19 protein-coding genes are annotated in these 22,159 nt (G+C 45.5%); 14 read left to right on the forward strand and 5 right to left on the reverse strand.

Annotated features, from left to right (window positions below; genetic code table 11):
- Nucleotides 1-43: 43 nt before the first annotated feature.
- The 7 genes from hisS to L1D31_RS12635 all read left to right on the forward strand — a co-directional run bounded on the left by hisS (nt 44) and on the right by L1D31_RS12635 (nt 6,256).
- Nucleotides 44-1,312, forward strand: a complete 1,269-nt coding sequence (gene hisS / locus L1D31_RS12605) for a histidine--tRNA ligase (RefSeq protein ID WP_239837466.1) — start codon at nt 44-46, stop codon at nt 1,310-1,312.
- Between the two features lie 61 nt (nt 1,313-1,373).
- The gene (locus L1D31_RS12610; RefSeq protein ID WP_239837467.1) at nt 1,374-1,988 is read left to right on the forward strand and encodes a YfgM family protein; all 615 of its coding nucleotides are present in this window, start codon (nt 1,374-1,376) and stop codon (nt 1,986-1,988) included.
- Between the two features lie 11 nt (nt 1,989-1,999).
- Complete coding sequence (gene bamB, locus L1D31_RS12615; protein WP_239837468.1) at nt 2,000-3,160, forward strand: outer membrane protein assembly factor BamB; 1,161 nt, start codon at nt 2,000-2,002, stop codon at nt 3,158-3,160.
- A 165-nt stretch (nt 3,161-3,325) separates the two neighbouring features.
- Complete coding sequence (gene der / locus L1D31_RS12620; protein ID WP_239837469.1) at nt 3,326-4,810, forward strand: ribosome biogenesis GTPase Der; 1,485 nt, start codon at nt 3,326-3,328, stop codon at nt 4,808-4,810.
- 58 nt (nt 4,811-4,868) lie between these two features.
- Nucleotides 4,869-5,735 (forward strand): alanyl-tRNA editing protein, encoded by an 867-nt coding sequence (locus tag L1D31_RS12625; protein ID WP_239837470.1) that lies wholly within the window; start codon nt 4,869-4,871, stop codon nt 5,733-5,735.
- 156 nt (nt 5,736-5,891) lie between these two features.
- The gene (locus tag L1D31_RS12630; protein WP_239837652.1) at nt 5,892-6,155 is read left to right on the forward strand and encodes a hypothetical protein; all 264 of its coding nucleotides are present in this window, start codon (nt 5,892-5,894) and stop codon (nt 6,153-6,155) included.
- Nucleotides 6,068-6,256 carry a zinc ribbon domain-containing protein gene (locus L1D31_RS12635; RefSeq protein WP_239837643.1) on the forward strand — a complete coding sequence of 63 codons (189 nt, stop codon included), beginning with the start codon at nt 6,068-6,070 and terminating at the stop codon, nt 6,254-6,256. Before L1D31_RS12630 ends, L1D31_RS12635 begins: the two co-directional genes overlap by 88 nt.
- Before the next feature lies 1 nt (nt 6,257).
- On the opposite strand, the gene xseA is transcribed toward L1D31_RS12635, so the two are convergent.
- Nucleotides 6,258-7,589, reverse strand: a complete 1,332-nt coding sequence (xseA, locus tag L1D31_RS12640; RefSeq protein WP_239837471.1) for an exodeoxyribonuclease VII large subunit — start codon at nt 7,587-7,589, stop codon at nt 6,258-6,260.
- Nucleotides 7,590-7,819: 230 nt separating this feature from the next.
- Here xseA and guaB point away from each other — a divergent pair, with 230 nt between their 5' ends.
- From guaB to L1D31_RS12660, 4 genes are all read left to right on the forward strand, one after another.
- On the forward strand, nt 7,820-9,283 hold the full coding sequence (gene guaB, locus L1D31_RS12645; RefSeq protein WP_006959688.1) for an IMP dehydrogenase: 1,464 nt from the start codon (nt 7,820-7,822) through the stop codon (nt 9,281-9,283).
- A gap of 125 nt (nt 9,284-9,408) precedes the next feature.
- Nucleotides 9,409-10,962, forward strand: coding sequence for a glutamine-hydrolyzing GMP synthase (gene guaA, locus L1D31_RS12650; protein ID WP_038513204.1), 1,554 nt, complete (start codon nt 9,409-9,411; stop codon nt 10,960-10,962).
- A 189-nt stretch (nt 10,963-11,151) separates the two neighbouring features.
- Entirely contained in the window at nt 11,152-12,807 is a 1,656-nt protein-coding gene (locus tag L1D31_RS12655) for a chitinase (protein WP_239837472.1), read from the forward strand.
- Nucleotides 12,808-13,058: 251 nt separating this feature from the next.
- Entirely contained in the window at nt 13,059-13,649 is a 591-nt protein-coding gene (locus tag L1D31_RS12660) for an acetate uptake transporter (RefSeq protein ID WP_239837473.1), read from the forward strand.
- A 120-nt stretch (nt 13,650-13,769) separates the two neighbouring features.
- On the opposite strand, the gene L1D31_RS12665 is transcribed toward L1D31_RS12660, so the two are convergent.
- Complete coding sequence (locus tag L1D31_RS12665) at nt 13,770-15,308, reverse strand: alanine/glycine:cation symporter family protein (protein ID WP_239837474.1); 1,539 nt, start codon at nt 15,306-15,308, stop codon at nt 13,770-13,772.
- A gap of 282 nt (nt 15,309-15,590) precedes the next feature.
- Nucleotides 15,591-16,988 carry a D-amino acid dehydrogenase gene (locus L1D31_RS12670; RefSeq protein ID WP_345772840.1) on the reverse strand — a complete coding sequence of 466 codons (1,398 nt, stop codon included), beginning with the start codon at nt 16,986-16,988 and terminating at the stop codon, nt 15,591-15,593.
- On the opposite strand from L1D31_RS12670, the gene L1D31_RS12675 reads away from it, so the two are divergent.
- On the forward strand, nt 16,948-17,844 hold the full coding sequence (locus tag L1D31_RS12675) for a LysR substrate-binding domain-containing protein (protein WP_239837476.1): 897 nt from the start codon (nt 16,948-16,950) through the stop codon (nt 17,842-17,844). The two genes, L1D31_RS12670 and L1D31_RS12675, sit on opposite strands and share 41 nt — an antisense overlap.
- Nucleotides 17,845-17,937: 93 nt before the next feature.
- Complete coding sequence (locus tag L1D31_RS12680) at nt 17,938-18,915, forward strand: ion channel (RefSeq protein ID WP_239837477.1); 978 nt, start codon at nt 17,938-17,940, stop codon at nt 18,913-18,915.
- Here the strand turns inward: L1D31_RS12680 and L1D31_RS12685 are convergent.
- A complete protein-coding gene (locus L1D31_RS12685) occupies nt 18,912-19,463 on the reverse strand; it encodes a hypothetical protein (protein ID WP_239837478.1) in 552 nt (183 codons plus the stop codon). The genes L1D31_RS12680 and L1D31_RS12685 overlap by 4 nt on opposite strands.
- 595 nt (nt 19,464-20,058) lie before the next feature.
- Here L1D31_RS12685 and L1D31_RS12690 point away from each other — a divergent pair.
- Nucleotides 20,059-21,030 carry a chemotaxis protein gene (locus tag L1D31_RS12690; protein ID WP_239837479.1) on the forward strand — a complete coding sequence of 324 codons (972 nt, stop codon included), beginning with the start codon at nt 20,059-20,061 and terminating at the stop codon, nt 21,028-21,030.
- Here the strand turns inward: L1D31_RS12690 and L1D31_RS12695 are convergent.
- Nucleotides 21,027-21,791: a 1-acylglycerol-3-phosphate O-acyltransferase gene (locus L1D31_RS12695; RefSeq protein WP_239837480.1), complete on the reverse strand. Its 765-nt coding sequence runs from the start codon at nt 21,789-21,791 to the stop codon at nt 21,027-21,029. The genes L1D31_RS12690 and L1D31_RS12695 overlap by 4 nt on opposite strands.
- Between the last annotated feature and the right edge of the window lie 368 nt (nt 21,792-22,159).

Raw genomic sequence — 22,159 nt, forward strand, 5'->3', positions numbered from 1 at the left:
AACGTAATTTAGATTACGGTAACCATTCTTACGGTAAAAAACTGTGGCAAAGAAAATCCAAGCAATTCGAGGCATGAACGACTGCCTTCCAACTCAATCACCACTGTGGCAGAAACTTGAAAACGCAGTGAAGAATGTAATCAGCGCATACGGTTACAGCGAAGTGCGCATGCCAATCGTTGAGATGACCCATCTGTTTAGCCGTGCTATCGGTGAAGTGACTGATGTGGTTGAAAAGGAAATGTACACCTTTGCAGATCGTAACGGTGACAGTTTAACTCTTCGTCCAGAAGGCACTGCTGGCTGTGTTCGTTCATGTATTGAGAACAGCCTGATTGATCGTTCTGAGCAGCGTCTATGGTACATGGGCCCTATGTTCCGTCACGAACGTCCGCAAAAAGGCCGTTACCGTCAATTTCACCAATGTGGTGTGGAAGTATTCGGGCTTAATGGTCCAGACGTAGATGCTGAACTGATCATGATGACGGCACGTTTGTGGCGTGAGTTGGGGATTGATAAACACGTTCGCCTTGAGTTGAATTCTATTGGTTCACAGGCAGATCGTGCTAACTATCGCACCGCGTTGATTACTTTCCTTGAACAGCATATTGATGTACTGGATGACGACTGTAAACGCCGCATGCATACCAATCCACTGCGTGTACTGGACTCTAAAAATCCAGACGTTCAGGCTATTCTAGGTGATGCGCCACGTCTATCAGATTACTTGGGCGAAGAGTCAAAAGAACATTTTGCTGGTCTTTGTGAACTTCTTGACGCCGCAGGTATCGAATACACAGTCAATGAGCGTTTGGTTCGCGGCCTAGATTACTACAATCGCACTGTGTTTGAGTGGATTACCGAAAGCTTAGGTGCTCAGGGCACTGTATGTGGTGGTGGTCGCTACGATGGCCTGGTTGAACAACTTGGTGGCAAATCGACACCTGCTGTGGGCTTTGCGATGGGGCTTGAGCGTCTAGTTCTTATGCTAGAAACGTTAGAGCTGACGGATGTTCGTCGTTCTGTTGATGTCTATATGGTGACAGCTGGTGAAGGTACCATGATGGCGGGCCTGAAGTTGGCTGAACAATTACGTGAACAGGTTCCGGGGATTCGAGTCATGAACCACTTTGGTGGTGGCAACTTTAAGAAACAATTCAAGCGTGCTGATAAGGTAGGATCTGCAGTGGCACTGGTTCTTGGTGAGAACGAGGTGGCTGATAACACTGTAGTACTGAAAGACCTAGTTGGTGGTACTCAAGAAACTTATAGCCAAGCGGATGTTGCCGTTAAGCTAGCTGAGTTGGTTTAAACGCATTCAAATTTGAAGTGGCGAATCTATTCGCCACTTTTTAGATTTAAGAGGACAGGAAGTGGAACTCTACGATACTGAAGAACAACAAGTAGAAGCGATCAAAGATTGGTGGAAAGAAAACGGTAAGGCCGTCATTTTTGGCGCGGTTATCGGTTTAGGCGGTCTATTCGGTTGGCGCTATTATCAAGATTCAGTGACAGCAGCTCAAGAAGCCGCATCTGAAAGCTATACCAAAGCTGTTCAGGAATTGGCAGCGAAAGGTATCGAAGGTGAAGCGGCTCTTCAGAGCTTCATCGATGCTAACAAAGAGACGCAATACGCAGTGCTAGCTGCGCTACAACTGGCTAAAGCTCAGGTTGAAGCAGGCAACTTAGATGAAGCACTGGCACAGTTAGAGTGGGCGAAAACAGCGACGGATGATCCTGCTTTGACTTCTGTGATTGCTTTCCGCCTAGCGCGCTTGAAAGCAGAACAAGGTGAGTTTGATTCAGCCGTGTCTGAGCTAGCAACGATCACAGATGAAGGTTGGGTTGGCCGAGTGGCTGAACTTAAAGGTGATATTCTCCTACGTAAGGGAGATACTGAAGGTGCGTATGCTGCGTATACTGAAGCGCAACAAGCAGATGATGCGAGCCAGACTCTACAAATGAAGCTGGACGATCTAGCTAAATAAGGGTGCGATGCATGAAAAAAATGCTGAAAAAAGCACTGACTGCTGCTGCGATATTGGGTGTTTTAGCTGGCTGTGCCAGTGAAGAAGACACCATTATCATGGCACCAGTACCTCAGGTTGAAAGTGAATTTACTCCGGCTATCGAATGGAGTACCAGTGTTGGAGATGGGGTATCCAACTACTTCTCTAAACTTTCTCCTGAATACGCTTACGACAAAATCTTTGTGGCAAGCCGTGATGGTGTTGTTAAGGCGCTCAATCCTGAAAATGGCCATACATTATGGCAACAAGACCTTGAGCAAAATGTTTCAGCCCGTTTATCTGGCGGTATCACTGCAGGTTACAGCCAAATATTTATTGGTAGTGAAAACGGTCAAGTGATTGCCCTGAATGAAGAGACTGGTGAGGTCAACTGGCGCGTTGATGTGGAAGGTGAAGTGTTAGCGGCGCCTGCAACGGAAAGCAATCTGGTTATTGTCCACATTGCAACAGGTATGTTGGTTGCGCTGGATCAGGCGACGGGCGATAGTAAGTGGACCATTAGTACCGAAGTACCGAGCCTAACTTTGCGAGGTAATAGTGCGCCCATCACCGTATCGGGTGGCGTGTTCTGGGGAACGGCAAATGGCCGCTTGGCTGCTGCGATTGCAGAACGTGGTCAGTTGATCTGGCAACAGCCGATTGCGACACCGCAAGGGGCAACCGAAATTGATCGCTTGGTTGATGTTGATGCATCTCCACTCGTTCTAGGTAGTACTCTATATATTGTTGGCTACAATGGTCAGTTAACAGCAATAGACTTGCGTTCAGGAAAGTCGGTTTGGAAGCGTAAGTATTCTTCGTCAACCGATCTTGCCAGCGATGGTGGTCGTTTGTATATGGTGACAGATAAAGATTATCTGGTTGCGGTAGATGCACGCAGTGGCACAGAGCTGTGGAGTAATGAACAGCTTGAACACCGCTTGCTGACAGCGCCCGTACTGATTGATGGTTATGTGGTTGTTGGTGACGGTGAAGGTTATCTTCACTGGTTAGATCGTGATACTGGCGAATTTGTTGCTCAGCAGCAACTCAGCAGCAGTGGTTTTGCTGTGTCACCTGTGGTTGTCCCAGAGGGCTACATCACTGTTACTCGTGATGGCGATGTAAAGAAACTGACCATTACCAAGTAATCGTGTGATATAATTCACATTCGGCTCCTAGCTGGTAACAGTTGGGAGCCGTTTGTTTGTTTTAGATACTCATAGGTAATGTGGTTATAGGTAAAGCGCTCATTAGTGAACTCTACTGAGTTGTTACCTATAACTACATAAAGAAAGCATATTGTAGAGGTTATTATGGTACCTGTTGTTGCTCTGGTAGGGCGTCCAAACGTTGGTAAATCAACGTTGTTTAATCGACTGACTCGCACGCGTGACGCATTAGTCGCGGACTTCCCTGGCTTAACTCGTGACCGTAAATATGGCCAAGCTAAGCTTGGTGAACACGAATTTATTGTGATTGACACTGGCGGTATCGACGGTACTGAAGAAGGCGTTGAAACCAAAATGGCAGAGCAGTCACTGGCCGCGATTGATGAAGCAGACGTAGTTCTGTTTATGGTGGATGGCCGTGCCGGCCTGACTCCTGCTGATATTGCCATTTCTAACCACCTGCGCAAAATTGAAAAGCCTTCAATGTTGGTTGTGAACAAGGTTGATGGTATTGATGCAGATGCAGCATCGGCTGATTTCTGGCAGCTAGGTGTGGAAAACATGTACCAAATCGCTGCAGCGCATGGCCGTGGTGTTGGTGCTCTGATTGATCGTGCACTCAATCCTTTTGCAGAGAAAATGGCCGAGGAAGCGCAGGGTGAAATTGAAGATCTGACCGACTTCATCGATGAAGAAGAGAAGCTCGATTACACCGAAGAAGAAGCTGAAGCTGAATTCCAGCGCTTACAGGATCAACCTATCAAGCTGGCTATCATCGGTCGTCCAAATGTGGGGAAATCGACGTTAACAAACCGTATTCTTGGTGAAGAGCGCGTAGTCGTGTACGACATGCCGGGCACAACGCGTGATTCTATCTATATTCCAATGGAACGTGATGGCCGTGAATACGTACTGATTGATACCGCAGGTGTTCGTCGCCGTAAGCGTATCAACGAAACAGTAGAGAAGTTTTCGGTTGTTAAAACGCTCAAAGCCGTAGAAGACGCGAATGTTGTACTTCTTGTGATTGATGCGCGTGAAAATATCTCTGATCAAGACTTAAGCTTGCTTGGTTTTGCATTGAACGCTGGTCGCTCGATTGTGATTGCGGTCAATAAGTGGGATGGTCTGGATATGGACGTAAAAGAGCACGTGAAGAAAGAGTTAGACCGTCGTCTTGGCTTTGTTGACTTTGCTCGTATCCACTTTATTTCTGCACTTCATGGTACAGGTGTTGGTCATTTGTTTGAATCAGTACAAGAAGCCTATAAATCGGCGACAACCCGAGTGGGTACATCTGTCCTGACCCGTATAATGAAGATGGCGACTGAAGATCACCAGCCGCCTTTGGTTCGTGGTCGTCGTGTGAAACTTAAGTATGCACACGCTGGTGGTTACAACCCGCCAATCGTAGTCATTCATGGCAACCAAGTTAATGAGCTACCAGACTCTTACAAGCGTTACTTGATGAACTATTACCGTAAGTCATTGGAAATCATGGGGACGCCGATTCGTATTCAGTTCCAGAGTAGTGAGAACCCATTTGAAGGTAAATCGAACAAGATGACCCTTTCTCAGGAGCGCAAACGTAAGCGCTTGATGAGTATGATGAAAAATCGCAAAAAATAATAATGATTGTATGAAAGCGCCTCTAAGAAGGGCGCTTTTTTTATATAGGATACATAAAATGTCAGTGACACCGACGATTACACGTTTTTGCCATCAGAGCTGGCAACTTACATCTTCTATTCAACTTGTTAAGCAGGGAGAAAATGCACTCTATGTCATCACAGAGGTGACACCGTTTCATCCCGTGAGTCATATATGGCCTGATCACCCAGCAGATAAGGGAAGGATAGAGGGATACGAGGTTAAAGATTGTGTAGTGGGAGCGGTTGAGTTGAGCAGCGGTGAGCTCTACGTGGATAAGGACATTCCAGTCAAGCGAGACACACAGGGCTGGGTATTTGTCGTAGTGCATTGTTTGGAAGAGCCTGCAATAAACCTTCGCCTCGGTCAGGAAGTCACATTAGTTGTAGATAAAGCTTATCAGCAAGCATTGAGCAGGGGACATAGCGCAGGACATATCGCATTTTTGGCGCTCAATAAGGTCTTAGTAGCGCATGGATATTGGCGTAAAGATGCCGATCGCAAGGACCCTCACGGTAACTATGACTTTAATAGCTATGCTCAGGAAACCAGTTATGTGAGTGAAGATCAGTGTGTTGATACCTACCGCTTAGGAAAAACTTTGCGCAAACGAGGTTTGAACAGCGCAGATGTGGTAAAAGACCTTGTACAGATACAGGTGTTGGTTAATCAACAAATAGAACAATGGTTATCCTTAGAGGCAAAAATCAGTATAAAGTGCTGCGGAGAGTCTTTAACAGACTCACGCTATTGGCAATGTGATCTTGGGGAAGGGAGCGTAGCTGAAATTCCATGTGGCGGCACGCATGCTAAAAGTCTTAATGAATACAAAGCTATTAGGGTGAGTTTTACTCAACTTGATACACAAAATATCGAAATGCGTACCAATGTAATAGCAGCATGAGTTAGAGTGGATCTTTTTATTAAATTTTTATCTATTGGTTATTTTTAACTTTATTTGGTTTTTTGTGTCGTTTAAAGTTCAAAAACAGCACATGTAACTTATGCTTTCGGTGTGTGGTGATATAAATATTCTTTTAGGGGGTGATCGCTGATCAAAATGGATTTAGCCGATGATCTTGTTAAGATCTTTAGCCCATCATACAGAGCGAAACTTGCCATTGGGCGTGATGTGGATCATTGTGTTCTCGATACCAACAAATATAAGCTGTTGGTCGAGAAAATAAAACGATTACGAGAGTCAAAATGGATCAGTGCCCAATATGTCAACGAGAACTGGAATGGCAAGGTCACTATCGCTGTAGTGATTGTGCAAGTAATTACACCAAAGTTGGTTACTGTCCGGATTGTAATAAGCAACTAGAGAAAATCCAAGCGTGTGGATCAGCGAGCTATTTTTGCCATTCCTGCAATGAATTAAAATCCAAGTCAAAAGTGCGGATTGAATTTATCAAACAGAGTTAGCTTAGATAACGGTTGAGCGTATTTCGCCGTCAGATACACGGGTGACCAAGGTGTCGCCCGATCTTGTTTCTGTGGCGCTGGTTAGAATCTTTCCAGATATATCCTGAGTAATAGAGTATCCACGTTTTAATGTGGCAAGTGGACTGACGGTATCGAGCTTTTCAGCCGCGAGCGCCAGCTGATGGCGTGATTTTAACAGCTTTCTGTCCAAGGCATCCGTAAGCTTTTGTTCAAGCCTTTGTAACGCAAGTTTTTGCTCGCGAAGTTTTGTGACAGGAGAGTGAAGCTGCAGTTTGTACTGTTGGCGTTCTATGTTTTGTCTGCATGAGGATAGGTTGTTTTCCATTGATCGTTGAAGGCGCAGTGACAAATCATCAAGCTGTTGGCTTTGACGTTGTAACTGGTGAGTTGGGTGCTGACGTTCCAGCCTATGCAATAACGTTGCAGTCGTTTGCCTTTGCTGCGTCAAGTAGTATCGAATCGCACTTTGCAATTTGTGCTTACGTGAATTGATGGCCTCTGCTTTGTGGCTATTATCTCGACTGACTATTTCGGCAGCGGCAGATGGAGTAGGCACGCGCATGTCCGCAACAAAATCCGCGATAGTCACATCAATTTCGTGACCAACAGCACTGATAATAGGTATTTGGCTGGCTGCAATTGTACGTGCAACAATTTCGTTGTTGAAGCACCAAAGATCTTCTAAAGAGCCACCACCACGGCCTACAATCAACACGTCACATTCGTTGCGGCTATTTGCACACCCTATCGCCTGTGCGATCTGAATCGCCGCATCTTCTCCTTGCACCAATGTCGGGTAAACCACGACAGGTAATGAAGGATCACGTCTTTTAAGAACATCTATAATATCAAATAGTGCTGCGCCCGTTTTGGATGTGATGACACCGACACACTTAGGATGCTCAGGTAAAGGCTTTTTATTGCTCTGGGCAAATAGTCCTTCTCCGGCAAGTTTCATCTTCAATTCATCAAATTGTTGCTGAAGCCTACCATCACCCTCTGGCTGCATACTCTCAATAATCAACTGATAATCGCCGCGCGGTTCATACAAGGATAAACGAGCTTTAACTAAGACTTGATTACCGCTCTGTGGCTTGAATGTGACTCGTCGATTGTTACCACGGAACATGGCGCACTTAACCTGAGCACGGGAGTCTTTGAGGGTAAAATACCAATGGCCTGAAACGGGCGCAGAGAAGTTTGAGATTTCGCCGACCAACCACACAATACCCATTTCATTTTCTAGTAATAGGCGAACTTCAGAATTAAGACGAGATACAGTGAAGATGTTTTGATTGGTCAGAGATGACACAGCTAATCTCATAGGCGTGAGTATGGAAATTAGCGGCAATATAATACATAGCAAGGGGGTAATTGCAAGAAAAAAATTAAAAAACTTGTGGTCAAGCGATTGCGTTAGCCGTATAATCCGTCCGCAATATCTAATCCAAATGCAGCCTAGCTTCTCCGCTAACTGCCCTCATTATGCGAAACGATGAGACCGGATTGTTCTTTTACTCCTCTAATTGTGAGATATTGCAAATGCTAAGAATTGCCAAAGAAGCGCTGACATTCGACGATGTTCTACTAGTGCCAGCACACTCCACCGTTCTCCCAAACACAGCTGATCTTCGCACTCAGCTGACGAAAAACATCACCCTTAACATTCCGATGATTTCTGCCTCTATGGATACCGTGACGGAAGCTCGTCTGGCTATCGCTCTAGCGCAGGAAGGTGGCATTGGCTTTATCCACAAAAACATGTCGATTGAGCAACAAGCTGAAATGGTTCATCAGGTTAAGATTTACGAAGCTGGCGTGGTTTCCCATCCGGTTACTGTAAACCCTGATGCAACAATTGCAGACGTTGTCGCTCTAACAGAAAAGCATGGTTTTGCAGGTTTCCCTGTCGTAACTGATAACAATGAGTTAGTTGGTATCATCACTGGCCGTGACGTTCGTTTCGTAACTGACCTTTCTAAGAAAGTTGAAGTCGTTATGACACCTAAGGAGCGTCTGGCGGCAGTAAAAGAAGGTGCAACTCGTGAAGAAGTGCAAGAGAAAATGCATGAAGCACGTGTTGAGAAAGTACTGGTCGTGAACGATGAGTTCCAACTAACCGGTATGATTACAGCAAAAGATTTCCATAAAGCAGAACGTAAACCAAACGCATGTAAAGATGCGCAAGGTCGTCTACGCGTCGGTGCAGCAGTTGGTGCTGGTGCAGGTAACGAAGAGCGTGTTGCAGCCCTGGTTGAAGCGGGTGTTGACGTTCTACTTATCGACTCTTCTCATGGCCATTCTGAAGGCGTACTAAACCGTATTCGTGAAACTCGTGCGGCTTACCCAGATCTAGACATCATTGGTGGTAACGTTGCAACGAGTGCAGGCGCTAAAGCGCTGATTGAAGCGGGTGTCAGTGCTGTGAAGGTTGGTATCGGCCCAGGCTCTATCTGTACCACTCGTATCGTAACAGGCGTAGGTGTTCCTCAGGTTACTGCTATTGCAGATGCGGCAGAAGTTGCGAACGAATACGGCATTCCAGTTATTGCGGATGGCGGTATCCGTTTCTCCGGTGATATCTGTAAAGCTATCGTTGCTGGCGCATCATGTGTGATGGTTGGCTCAATGTTCGCTGGTACAGAAGAAGCACCAGGTGAAGTAATTCTATACAACGGCCGTTCTTACAAAGCTTACCGTGGTATGGGCTCTCTAGGCGCGATGTCTCAAGGCTCATCTGACCGTTACTTCCAGTCTGATAATGCTGCCGACAAACTTGTTCCTGAAGGTATCGAAGGCCGTATCGCATACAAAGGCCGTCTAAAAGAGATCGTTCACCAACAAATGGGTGGTCTACGTTCAAGCATGGGTCTTACTGGCAGTGCAACCGTTGAAGATATGCGTACTAAAGCTGAATTTGTACGTATTTCGGGCGCTGGCATGAAAGAGTCTCATGTACACGACGTTCAAATTACCAAGGAAGCACCAAACTACCGTCTAGGTTAATTTTTACTGTTGTAAAAATAAAACCTACATACCCGACGTAAACGTTTGCTTTTTCCTTGAAGCATTAATAAGAGGCGAGTACACTCGCCTCCGTTTTAATAACCTAGCTTATAAGACTGCTCAAAATGACTAAAAATATTCATGACCAACGTATTCTGATCTTGGACTTCGGTTCTCAGTACACTCAGCTAGTGGCACGCCGTGTACGTGAAATCGGTGTGTACTGTGAACTGTGGAGCTGGGACGTTGAAGAAGCGGATATTCGTGAATTCAATCCAGACGGTATCATCCTATCTGGTGGTCCAGAAAGCGTAACGGAAGATAACTCTCCACGCGCGCCTCAATATGTATTTGACTCTGGTGTGCCAGTACTAGGTGTATGTTACGGCATGCAGACTATGGCTGAGCAGCTAGGTGGTAAAGTTGCTGGTTCAACCGAACGTGAATTCGGCTACGCACAAGTCAAAGTTTCTGGTGAATCGGCACTGTTTAAAGATCTTGAAGCAACTCAAGATGTTTGGATGAGCCACGGTGACAAAGTGGTAGAAATTCCAGCGGACTTCGTAAAAGTCGGCGAGACCGACACTTGTCCTTATGCGGCAATGGCCAATGAAGAGAAGAAATACTACGGTGTTCAGTTCCACCCTGAAGTAACGCACACTAAGCAAGGCAAGCAAATGCTTGAGAACTTTGTCCTTGGCGTATGTGGTTGTGAAGGGCTTTGGACTTCTGAATCAATCATTGAAGATGCTGTTGCGCGTATCAAAGAGCAGGTAGGTGACGATGAAGTCATCCTAGGCCTGTCGGGCGGTGTGGATTCATCTGTCGTTGCGATGCTGGTTCACCGTGCAATCGGTGACAAACTAACTTGTGTATTCGTTGATAACGGCCTGCTTCGTCTAAATGAAGGTCAGCAAGTGATGGATATGTTTGGCGACCAATTCGGTCTGAACATCATCAAAGTTGATGCAGAAGAGCGTTTCCTTGCAGCTCTTGAAGGTAAGTCGGATCCAGAAGAGAAGCGTAAGACTATCGGTCACGTATTTGTCGACGTATTCGATGAAGAATCTAAGAAGCTGAAAAATGCGAAGTGGCTTGCTCAGGGTACTATCTACCCAGACGTCATCGAGTCAGCGGCATCTAAGACAGGTAAAGCACACGTAATCAAATCTCACCATAATGTTGGCGGTCTGCCAGACGATATGGAGATGGGGCTTGTTGAGCCACTACGTGAGCTGTTCAAAGATGAAGTTCGTAAGATTGGCCTAGAGCTAGGTTTGCCTTACAACATGCTTTACCGCCATCCATTCCCAGGTCCTGGTCTAGGTGTTCGTGTTCTTGGCGAAATCAAGAAAGAGTACTGTGACTTGCTACGTCGTGCAGATGCTATCTTCATTGAAGAGCTACATGCAGCGGATCTTTACAACAAAGTATCGCAAGCCTTCACGGTATTCCTACCTGTACGCTCTGTTGGCGTTATGGGCGATGGCCGTAAATACGACTGGGTCGTTTCTCTACGTGCAGTTGAAACGATCGACTTCATGACGGCACATTGGGCGCACCTACCATACGATTTCCTTGGTAAAGTATCTAACCGTATTATCAACGAAGTTGACGGTATTTCGCGTGTGGTTTACGACATTTCGGGTAAACCACCAGCGACGATTGAGTGGGAATAATCCTGTTCGTTGATGCAAAACGTTAAGAGCCAGCCTTCGGGCTGGCTTTTTTAATGGTCGAAATTACTCCTTATTGCGTTGTAACTCCAAAGTGGCTCGCAACTTAACAATAGGCTCATTCATTCACCGTGATTCTTGATTTGTCTTTTTCTAACATTCCCTAAGTTTTATAAAACAAGGGAAAGTGTGATGAGAAAAATAACCTATTTGGCCGCTGCTGTATCTTTGGCGGTCGTTTCGTCCAGTTGGGCTATGACTAATATTCAGCCTGACCCGCAGAATCCTAACGGTTATGTGGTTGCCCGCGCTGACATACAGGCGGCAGAGCAAGCACAAACTTCCGACCCTATGTACCAGATATGGTCTCAGGCACTTACCACCGCACCAAATAGCGTTGTTGAAGCGATTGAGCCTAGCCTTGTCACTAATCCGGATAACGTTAAGCGCGCTGAGCGTGTGTTTCCTCAGGTAGAGTGGGATTTTCTGACCAATATGGCTGCGCCTGAGTACACTTATACACGTTTCCTACGGGCGATTGGTAAGTTTCCCGCCTTTTGTGCCGAGTATACTGATGGGCGAGATTCCGATGCGATCTGTAAACGCTCGATCGTGACGGCATTTGCCCACTTCGCGCAGGAAACTGGGGGGCATATTGCCAAAGATAATGTGTCGGATAATCCATTAGGTCTTGAAGAGTGGCAACAGGCGTTAGTGCATGTACGTGAAATGGGTTGGTCTGAAGGTCAGGAGGGCTATACCACTGGTTGTGGTCAGAATGATTGGCAAAACAAAAAATGGCCGTGTGCGGCAGGGCAGGGCTATTTTGGACGCGGTGCTAAGCAGCTTTCTTACCACTTTAATTACGGTGCGTTCTCCGAAGCAATGTTTGATGGTGATGCGTCCGTCTTGCTCAACAACCCAGGCTTAGTTGCTGACTCTTGGCTGAATTTAGCGTCTGCCATTTGGTTCTTCTTAACGCCACAAGCACCGAAACCAGCGATGTTGCATGTGATTGATAAAACGTGGTCGCCTTCTCAACGTGAAATTGAAGCGGGGATTGGTTATGGCTTTGGCACCACGATTAATATCATCAATGGGGGCATTGAGTGTGGAGAGCAGAATAAGAATAAAGGGCAACCCGTTAACCGCATAAGATATTGGGAAGGACTGTCGTCTCATTACCAGATTCCAATCGAAGCCGATGAAAAGAACACCTGCTGGCAACAGACTCCATACGGTAGCCTTAACCTAAATGGTGCGACGGATGTGTTGTACACCAACTGGGATGGCAATTGGAAGTACTATGCTGATCGTCCGGGTGGTTATTCATTTGAGTGTGAATTGGTTGGATTCCAGACCGCTTATTCTGCGCTGGTTCCGGGTGACTACGAAAAATGTGTGACTAATTTGTACGGCTCTCACGCGAGTTGGCCTGAAGTGCGTGTCGTTGATCAGCTAGACCCGGTTGACCCTGATCCAGGCACAGGAAAGACCTGGAGTGCCACTAAGGTCTACAACACAGGTGATGAAGTCACCCATGAAGGGGCGAACTATAAAGCGAAATGGTGGACACAGGGTGATAATCCGAGTGCTGGTGGGCCATGGGAACTGGTTTCCGGGACGCCAACGGAACCAACACCGGAGCCTACACCAGATCCAACCCCGAATCCTGACCCAACACCAGCGCCTGATACCTTTATTCAGTGGCAAGCGGGTGTCACTCAGGTTGCCAACGGCGATAAAGTGACACATGAAGGTAAATGCTTTGTCGCTAAAAATGGCCCGGGCGTTTGGGATACGCCAACCCAGTCGAACTGGTTCTGGGATGAAATCTCTTGCCAGTAATGTAAAAGGTTCATGACTCATTAACTAAGCTCCTGCAATAAGTAGGAGCTTTTTATTTTCGGCCACTGAGAGCAATGAACGGTGGCTTTAAGCCGTTGATTGTTCAATTAATGATGGATCGCTGTTATTGCTTCTGACTTTATGGAACGGTTTTTGTAATCTTAGATTGCACATTCCAGATCTATCTTTTTTATTGAACGGAATTAAACTTCGCGCGTAAATTTTATTATTTTTTTTGAAAGGTGTGCGAAATGTCAACAAAACTGGCTAACCCAGCTCCACTTGGTCTGATGGGTTTCGGTATGACAACCATCCTGCTAAATATTCATAACGCAGGCTTCTTCCCAGTTGATTCAATGATTTTGGCAATGGGTATTTTCTATGGTGGTCTGAGCCAAGTGATTGTCGGCATGATGTGCTTTAAACGTGGTGATACGTTTGGTACTACCGCATTTACTTCTTATGGCTTGTTCTGGCTAACACTGGTTGGCTTGATTGTTATGCCTTACATGGGGTTACCGGCAAGCCCTGCACACTTTATGGGTTGGTACCTAGCTCTGTGGGGCATCTTCACGGGTTTCATGTTTATCGGATCTCTTTGCTACCCAACAGCGAAGCAAGTGGTTTTCGGCTCGCTAACTATTTTGTTTTTCCTACTTGCCGCACGTGATTTCACCGGGAGTGAGCTGATTGGCACAATTGCAGGTTTTGAAGGTATTTTCTGTGGCGCAAGTGCAATCTATTTCGCGATGGCTCAAGTACTGAACAACGAATATGGCCGTACTATTCTGCCTATTGGTGAGAAAAATGCATCGGTTGCAACAGAAGCTGTTGCAGCGTAAAGAATATTGCTTGCATGGCTAATGGCCGTGTTAGAAATATATTTGGGAACATAAGATGAAAGGGGTTAGCCATAGGCTAACCCCTTTTTTTACCACTGCTTTTTATCTTAGATATCCAAATTAGGTTGAAGGTTGCTCAACAGGTTTGGACTCTTCTTCTGCTGTAGGCTCTTTGCCTGTCTTACGACGGTATTTATCTTCCCAGTAATCTGCACCTTTGATGCCTAGTTTTACAGGGTTGAACGTGTACTCTTTCACGCCTTGTTTCTGCTGCTCTTCATAATCATTTAGAGCCTTAAGTGCAGGCTTCGCCATGAAGAAGATAATCAGAATACCGACGATGTTTAGCCATGCCATCAGGCCAACACCCACGTCACCCATTGCCCACGCAAGGTTTGCAGTCTTAACTGTACCGTAGAACACAACGGCAATAAGTGCCAATTTCAGTACGAACATCAAGCCGTTAACTTTGATGTGACGACGGATATAGGCCACATTTGTTTCTGCGATGTAGTAGTAAGCAAGGATGGTTGTGAAAGCAAAGAAGAACAATGCAATCGCAATGAACGGCTTACCAATACCCGGTAATGCACTTTCAATTGCCATCTGAGTGAAGACAGGGCCATTCGCTGCAATGTCCGCTGCTACGTTCTGAACTAAGAAGCCTTCTGCACCGTGTACGTTGTAAGCACCCGTGATGATAATCATAAACGCTGTCGCCGAACATACTAGCAGCGTATCGATGTAGATAGAAAACGACTGTACCAGACCTTGCTGAGCTGGGTGGTCAACACTTGCTGCTGCAGCTGCGTGAGGACCTGTACCTTGACCCGCTTCGTTTGAGTAAACACCACGTTTAACACCCCAGCCGATGGCCGCACCAACACCTGCCATAGGTGTGAACGCATCACCAATGATCATTGAGAATACGCGTGGTACTTCACCGATGTTTAGAAGGATGATGATGAAGGCCGTTACGATGTAAGCCAGCGCCATGAAAGGAACCACGATTTGTGTGAAGTTCGCGATACGCTTAACACCACCGAAGATAATGAAGGCTAGAATGACGGAGATAACAGTACCTGTGAAGATTTTCGCAAAGCTGAATGTGCCGATCGCTGTCTCGATCATAGCGCCTGAGCCAAATGCGGCTTCAACTGCATTACCAATACTGTTTGACTGAACACCCGGCAGTAGGAAACCACATGCAAAAATGGTCGCAATAGCGAAGATCCACGCGTACCACGTCTGGCCCATTGCTTTCTCAATGTAGTAAGCAGGACCACCACGGAACTCACCGTTGTCTTCTTCTTTGTAAATTTGTGCAAGCGTGGATTCCGCATAGGCTGTCGCAGCACCAAAGAATGCTACCACCCACATCCAAAATACCGCGCCCGGGCCACCAAAGCCGATAGCAGCGGCAACACCAGCAATGTTACCTGTACCTACACGTCCTGAAAGTGAAACGGCGAGTGCCTGAAAAGAAGAGATGCCTTTGGACGAGCTTTTACCTGAAAGAAGCAGACGCCACATTTCACCGAAGTGACGAATCTGCACGAATCGCGTCATGATTGAGTAGAACAAGCCAGCGCCAAGACACAAATAAATCAGTGCCGGACTCCAGATGATTCCATTCAGAAAATCAACTAATGACTGCATAAGTATTTTCCCTGTTTAGTTTTATAGTGGTTGTTTTGCGAACAGAATATTAACCTTTTTGTAACGCTGATGTTAACCGATTTGTACTTTAAAATTTATTTGCGTGAGCTTAGGCACAAAATGCTAAATAAATGTTAACGAGTAGTGTTATCGTAGCGAGGAGTTTCAAAATGCTTGAAAAATGAATTGATATGACCCAATCCATAGCGCACTAACAATGTGCGCTATAGTTATGTGGCTCGTTTTTTGTACTGTCAATATCATCGATTGTAGATATTTACACTATTCGTTGTATCGATGCGTGCTGAGCTCCTTATATTGGTGATAATTTGACTGTGTGATCACCTCTGTCAGGATATCTGCTGAGCCACAGGCCATAGTCCAACCTAAGGTGCCGTGCCCAGTATTAGTAAAGAGGTTCTTTATTGATGTGCTTCCGATGATCGGCGTGCCGTCGGGGGTCATTGGACGGAAGCCTGTCCAATAATCTGCGCGAGATAAATCTGTCCCATCCGGAAATAAGTTAGACACAACATGATTCAACGTAGCGAGTCTTTTATCTGGCAGGGCGGTATCAAAACCAGCCAGCTCGGCGGTGCCCGCGACGCGAATTTGATTTTCGAAGCGAGTCACGGCCACTTTGTAGGTCTCATCCATAATGGTTGATTGAGGTGAGAATGCTTCGTCAATGATAGGCAAGGTGAGTGAGTAACCTTTGACGGGGTAGAGTGGGATGTCTATACCAACTTGCTCTAAAAGCGATTTTGAATAGCTGCCCATGGCTACCACAACTTTGTCTGCGGCAATTTCCCCTTGCGATGTGTTGACTGAGAGTACCTGATTACCTTGTGTGTTGAGGCTATGTATCTCGGTATTGAAGATGAACTCAACCCCCGCTTTTTCTGCCATTGCTTGCAGTTGTTGGCAGAACAAATAGCAGTCTCCAGTCTCATCATCTGGTAAATAGAGACCTCCGGTAAGTGTTCCTTGAATGTGGGCGAGCCCAGGCTCTTGCACTAAACACTCTTGAGCATTCAGCAACTGGTATCGAGTGCCACTTTCTTCTAGCAGTGCAATATCTTTTTCTACTGCAAGTAATTGCTTGCGGTTACGGAAAATTTGTAACGTCCCTCGAGTACGCCCTTGATAGTTGAGGTCGTATTGCTGGTTTAACTGCGCTAAACACTCTCGGCTACGATTGGCAATCGCCAACATACGGGCTTTGTTAATCCGATACCTGTCCAGCTGGCAATTTTTTAACATTTGGCTAGCCCAACGGAGGAGTTCTGGGCTAAGGCTAGGCTTAATCTTTAGCGGTGCATGCTCTTCTAATAACCATTTTATGGCTTTCATGGGCACGCCAGGAGCCGCCCATGGTGAAGAGTAGCCATAAGAGATCTGGCCTGCATTGGCAAAACTGGTTTCTTCTGCGGAGCGTGGTTGGCGATCAATCACCGTAACTTGACACCCCGCTTGCTGTAAATACCAAGCGCTGGTTAATCCGACCACTCCGCTGCCTAAAATGACGACTTTCACACTCCAACTCCATAAACGGGGAATTTTTTCAAGAATGTTGGATTTACATCTGGTTAACAATCGATAAGAATTAATATCACTGTTTAGAAAAACTAAAAGCTTTATGAAATCAGCTCTGCTCAATGGAATCAATCTGGTGTGCATTGTCGCCAGACACCACAGCCTGACCAGTGCGGCCAGTGAGCTTAACCTCACTACAGGTGCCGTCAGCCAACAGCTTCAGTCGGCGGAAGAACGTCTAGGTTTTGACGTGTTTGAGCGTCATGCGAGAGGTATTCGCTTGACAGATCAAGGTCAAAAATTAGTTGAGTCAGTTTCACCGCATTTAGCGGCTATTGAAGATACTATCTACCAACTTACGCATGTGACGGATAGTAAGCAGATCCGACTTAAGCTGACCCCTTCACTGGCTTTTAAGTGGTTGGTGCCTCGCTTAGAAGATTTCCAGAAACAACATCCTGAAATACAGATCCACACGTTTGCTGAGGGAGCCTTGGTTGATAGTGACAACCGAGATTACGATATCGCGATTGATTACGGGCCGTTACCCTATAAGTTGCCTGACGCTGAGCTATTGATGGAGGAATCTTTGCTGCCAGTAATGAGCCCAGGATATTTTCGTCACTTTGCTCATCTTAGTGTGTCAGGGAGTGCAGAGAGCTGGCAACAGGTGACCTTGCTCCATGATGCGATGCCATGGAAAGGCTCGACCAAAGATCATGAATGGCAATTTTGGGCCCAAGAGCACTCGCTTGAGTTTGACACCCATCAGGGGCATTTCTTTAATCGTACCGACATGGCTATGTCTGCAGCTGAAGCCGGAGTCGGTGTGGCGTTGGCGCGCATGGCACTATTGGGGGATGAGTTAAAACAGCACAGGTTAGTGGCACCATTTCCAGCTATCCGTGCCAGAGCGGGGTATTTCATTATTACTCACGTCGACAACCCGCATACTCGGCTGTTTAAAAGTTGGCTGAAACAACAAAGTGTTATTAGTTAAATTGTAAATAGCGTTTGCGAGTGTATATGCACCCACTACACTTAATAATGCCAGCAAGTTTCCACTTGCTGGCGTGCTTACGGGGCAGCGCATATGAAATCGACACAAGGCCAATGCAGCTATCAAAATCCTGATGGCTGGTGCTGCGATCAACCGTGTGGTGAGTCAGGACTGTGTTACTGGCATGATCCCAAAGTCGATAAAAGCAAAGATGATATAAAAGACAAGGTTGAACAATGGGCCGCAGCGGGTAAACCTTTAGACGGATTTCAGTTGGCAAGAACAAACTTGGTAGACATCAATTTGGTTAACCGAGGGTGTAAAGAAGGCTATTCATGTCGCAATGTGGATTTTTACCGAGCGGATCTGACCGATGCGCACTTTTTCGGTCTTGATTTACGTGGTTCGTCGTTAATGAAATCAAAGATGTTAGGTGCGAATCTGCATTGTGCCAAGCTTGATGACTGCAATTTACTGGGAGCAGATCTTGGCCGAGCGAAACTGGAAAATGTTGAGTGGGGAACCTACCTCAAGCAAGAACAACAAGCTAAGCAGGCACGCAAGAAGCGTCAGTACAAAGAAGTCGCATCCTTGTATCAGGAAGCCGAGGAAGTGTGTCGAAATATTCGCAAGCAATGTGAGAAGCAGGGTTTGTTCGAAATGGCGGGAGATTTCTTCAAGCGCGAGATGCGTTTTCGTCGATATCAAATGCCGAAGTTGAGTGTCCGTAGAGTGGTGTCTAAGGTGGTCGATCTATTCTGCGGTTATGGCGAAGATCCGATGCGGGTGGTCGGCTTTTCTATCTTTCTGATATTAGTCTGTGCCATGGCGTATTTCTTTTTGGATACTACGGGCGCACACCCGATATATGAAGATCTTAGTGGCTGGCAATTCTATCTATTTGAATTTCTTAACTCGCTTTACTTTAGCGTAGTGACCTTTACTACTCTCGGTTATGGGGATATTTCCCCAGTCGGAATCGCTAGGTTTATTGCTGCCTTCGAAGCCTTTCTCGGCAGCTTTACCATGGCGCTGTTTGTGGTGGTCTTCGTGAAGAAAATGACGCGTTAGAGGCTGAGATAATGTTGTACCAACCAGTTTTCAGCATCGATCTCATCCGCTTTAAACTGGTTGGCGAAATGTTCGATCATTGCAGATAAGTACTCCCCGCTGTCACACATAGTGTCAAACAGTCTGTCTTCTGTTGCCGCTAATGCCCCCGATTGTGGCTGTGCTTTTGCAGCCAATAATACAGGAACCATATACTTGTCTTTGTTGGCTTGGTTGAGGTCTTTAAGCTGGCGAGCTGCCAGATGAACCTGAGCGATAGAGCTTGGCTGGTAATTATCGCCGTCCATGTCCATCTGAATAACAAATATGATCCCACGATAGAGCACTATTGACTCTATATCTTCAAGGTTTGCTCCCATGGGCAGGCGTAGTAGCACTTGTCCAGCCAGATGAGGCAAGGTTTTCAACTGGGTTTGCAGCAGTGAAATTTTCCTTAGCCATGTTTGCTTCGCATCGGCCTTTATTAGATCTAGGTCACTTAGGTTTGCACTATCAAGCTGGTGGCAGAAAGTGTAAAGAGGGGTATTGAGTAAGATTTTATCATTCATCGCTTTTAAGGGGGTAATATGATTGCATCTACATTCTGATGGTGTATCGAGTACAAAGTAGAGCTGTTGATAAAAGACTACTCCACACTTATTCACTAGCTCAAGGAAGGTATATGAAAGATGAAACCTAATCAATTGACTTTAGTTTTAAAACTGAGCAATCACTACATCTTGGACATCTCATATACCAGTAGAAGAATGTGTTCCCTTTCGTGATATTTAATTCAACTCTGGCATCACATTGCCGCTATAGTGATGTAGACATTGAGTTTATATGTCGATACAGAGGCTTATGAGTATTTTGCCTGAGTAACTACAGGCTTAGAAGAGCAATTCTTTCTAGTTTAAGGAAAGTTCACTACTCGGGGCTTATACTAGGAGAGTAACCAATGCTTCATCATAGTGTGAGCCACACAAGAGCTTGCAATGAGATTGATGAATTCTTCTGGCATTTATATTGATAAATGAGATAGTTTTACTTTCGCCTCACGCGTTAACGAAAAATACAAATCCCGAGGCGGCAGATTAGGTAGTTACGTAGATGAGAAACACTCTACGTAAGTGTGAATGATACCGGGAATGAGTAAAATCAACTATGAGCGTTTCAAGCAGTACAATTCTTACAGAAAGTGGCACAAATGAACTTGAAATTATTGAATTTCACTTAGTTAAACAGATGCCCGATGGCTCTAAAAAAACCTGTTATTACGGCATCAACGTCGCCAAAGTACGTGAAGTCATTCAGGTGCCGGAAACTACCGATTATCCCAATGCTCAGCCTCATATGGTGGGCGTTTTTTCATCACGAGACATTTTGACGCCTCTCGTTGACTTAGCTGGCTGGTTGGGCGTACCGACAAACCAAGAGCTTGAGAAAAAGTTTGTTATTGTGACGGACTTTAACCGCATGACCAATGGATTCTTGATTGACAGCATTAGCCGTATTCATCGTATTTCATGGAATGATGTCGAATCTCCAAGCCAATTTCTTGAAGCTGGCGAACAAGACTGTGTAGTAGCGGTCGTGCGCAAAGATGGCAATCTGATAATGATCCTTGATTTTGAGAAGATCATCGCTGACATCAACCCAGAACTGAGTATGGAAAAATACGATGTCAAAGTGGATAAAAGTGTCGATCTCAACCAGAAAATGGTTTCTAAGCGTAATTCGAAGACTGTCATGGTGGTGGATGATTCGGCCTTTATCCGCAGCTTGATCCAGGACACATTAAGCTCGGCGGGTTATAACATCATCGCATGTAAAGATGGTGGTGAGGCACATGAGAAGTTAATGGAAATTGCCGAAGTCGCGAAGAAGGAAAATTTACCTGTGACTGAACTGGTTGATGCGGTAGTGACGGATGTGGAGATGCCACGTATGGACGGTATGCACTTGGTGAAGCGTTTACGTGAATCCGATGCTTACAAAGAGCTACCGATAGTTATGTTCTCTTCGCTGATGAGTGATGATAACCGTGCCAAAGCTCTGGCTTTAGGTGCAAATGACACTATTACTAAGCCAGAGATTGGTCGTATGGTCGCAATGATGGACCAATACATTTTCTAATGACTATGCTGTTGTTCTGAAAGCGCTTTATCCTTTTGTATTTCAAGCTGGGCGACTTCGTTGTCCAGCTCTTTTATTTTTGCCGCCATTAATGTATGGCAATGCTCCGCCAGCTTTCGTGCATCTTCGATTTTATACCCAGAGACATCAATGGGCTCGAGCATTTCAGAAATCACCACACCATTGTTACGACGATTTAAGTCAATCTTGTTATGGGTAGTGCTGACACACATTGGCGTGATGGGGACTCCCGCTTCAATGGCCATACGGAATGCACCAGTTTTAAACGGTAGCAGCCCTCTTCCTTTGCTTCTTGTTCCCTCGGGGTAAATCCAAACAGACAGATCGCGTTGATGAATCGCTTCTGCGACTTGTTTGATCGTATCGCGTGCTTGAGATTTGTTCTCTCTGTTAATCAGTATGTTGCCAGTGATCCAATAAAGTTGACCGAAGAAAGGGAGCCAGAGCAGGTCTCTTTTGCCAAGAGTGACGGTTCTTGGGCGAAGCATCCCCGGCGCTGTGACAAAGTCGTACACACTTTGATGATTAGAGATATAAACGCTATTGGCAGGTGTTGGAGCTCTATCTAAGCCACGTTGTATCAGTTTGAGGCCGACAAGTTTATGTAGCTGATTAAACCAGCGGCAGAAGAAATAAACATGCCTTGGGTTTCTTGGGCTGAATAAGCAATAGATCAAAGCAAATAGTGTGGTAAAGACAATAAAAATTGCAGCCAAGGTCAGACGAATAATACCAAGCAAAATACTTCCCTCTTTAAATGCACATGCGTTATCAAACCGATGTAAATCATTCAGTTTAATCTAGAGTTTTCATTCTATTTAACTCAATTGCAACAAAAAATACGTAAAAGCTTCTATCAAGTGTAAAAGTTACCTTCTCTGAAAGCTCAGTCCATTCCTGTGGACAACGGTTGCCAGATACCAATTTCCGAACTCCTTATAATGATTAAATTATCAAAATTAAAGTTGTCTGTTTTTCTGATGTTTTGTTTTTTAACAAATGTTAAAACTATCACTTCTGCTTGTTGGTAAATAATCAATCATTAAAACCAATTTTAAATGCACTTCCTGTTATTAACTAATTGCTTTTTAAGGTTTTTTATTAACCA

The sequence above is a fragment of the Vibrio sp. Isolate23 genome (assembly GCF_022398095.1).
Classification (GTDB): Bacteria; Pseudomonadota; Gammaproteobacteria; order Enterobacterales; family Vibrionaceae; genus Vibrio; species Vibrio coralliilyticus_A.

Bases quoted from the DNA above. Each gene is read 5' to 3' on its own strand.
- L1D31_RS12655 (WP_239837472.1), top strand. From the start codon at position 11,152: ATGAGAAAAATAACCTATTTGGCCGCTGCTGTATCTTTGGCGGTCGTT.
- L1D31_RS12625 (WP_239837470.1), top strand. From the start codon at position 4,869: ATGTCAGTGACACCGACGATTACACGTTTTTGCCATCAGAGCTGGCAA.
- L1D31_RS12685 (WP_239837478.1), bottom strand. From the start codon at position 19,463: ATGAATGATAAAATCTTACTCAATACCCCTCTTTACACTTTCTGCCAC.
- L1D31_RS12680 (WP_239837477.1), top strand. From the start codon at position 17,938: ATGAAATCGACACAAGGCCAATGCAGCTATCAAAATCCTGATGGCTGG.
- guaA (WP_038513204.1), top strand. From the start codon at position 9,409: ATGACTAAAAATATTCATGACCAACGTATTCTGATCTTGGACTTCGGT.
- L1D31_RS12665 (WP_239837474.1), bottom strand. From the start codon at position 15,308: ATGCAGTCATTAGTTGATTTTCTGAATGGAATCATCTGGAGTCCGGCA.
- L1D31_RS12675 (WP_239837476.1), top strand. From the start codon at position 16,948: ATGAAATCAGCTCTGCTCAATGGAATCAATCTGGTGTGCATTGTCGCC.
- L1D31_RS12630 (WP_239837652.1), top strand. From the start codon at position 5,892: ATGGATTTAGCCGATGATCTTGTTAAGATCTTTAGCCCATCATACAGA.
- L1D31_RS12670 (WP_345772840.1), bottom strand. From the start codon at position 16,988: ATGCACACCAGATTGATTCCATTGAGCAGAGCTGATTTCATAAAGCTT.
- guaB (WP_006959688.1), top strand. From the start codon at position 7,820: ATGCTAAGAATTGCCAAAGAAGCGCTGACATTCGACGATGTTCTACTA.
- L1D31_RS12660 (WP_239837473.1), top strand. From the start codon at position 13,059: ATGTCAACAAAACTGGCTAACCCAGCTCCACTTGGTCTGATGGGTTTC.
- L1D31_RS12690 (WP_239837479.1), top strand. From the start codon at position 20,059: ATGAGCGTTTCAAGCAGTACAATTCTTACAGAAAGTGGCACAAATGAA.
- bamB (WP_239837468.1), top strand. From the start codon at position 2,000: ATGAAAAAAATGCTGAAAAAAGCACTGACTGCTGCTGCGATATTGGGT.
- der (WP_239837469.1), top strand. From the start codon at position 3,326: ATGGTACCTGTTGTTGCTCTGGTAGGGCGTCCAAACGTTGGTAAATCA.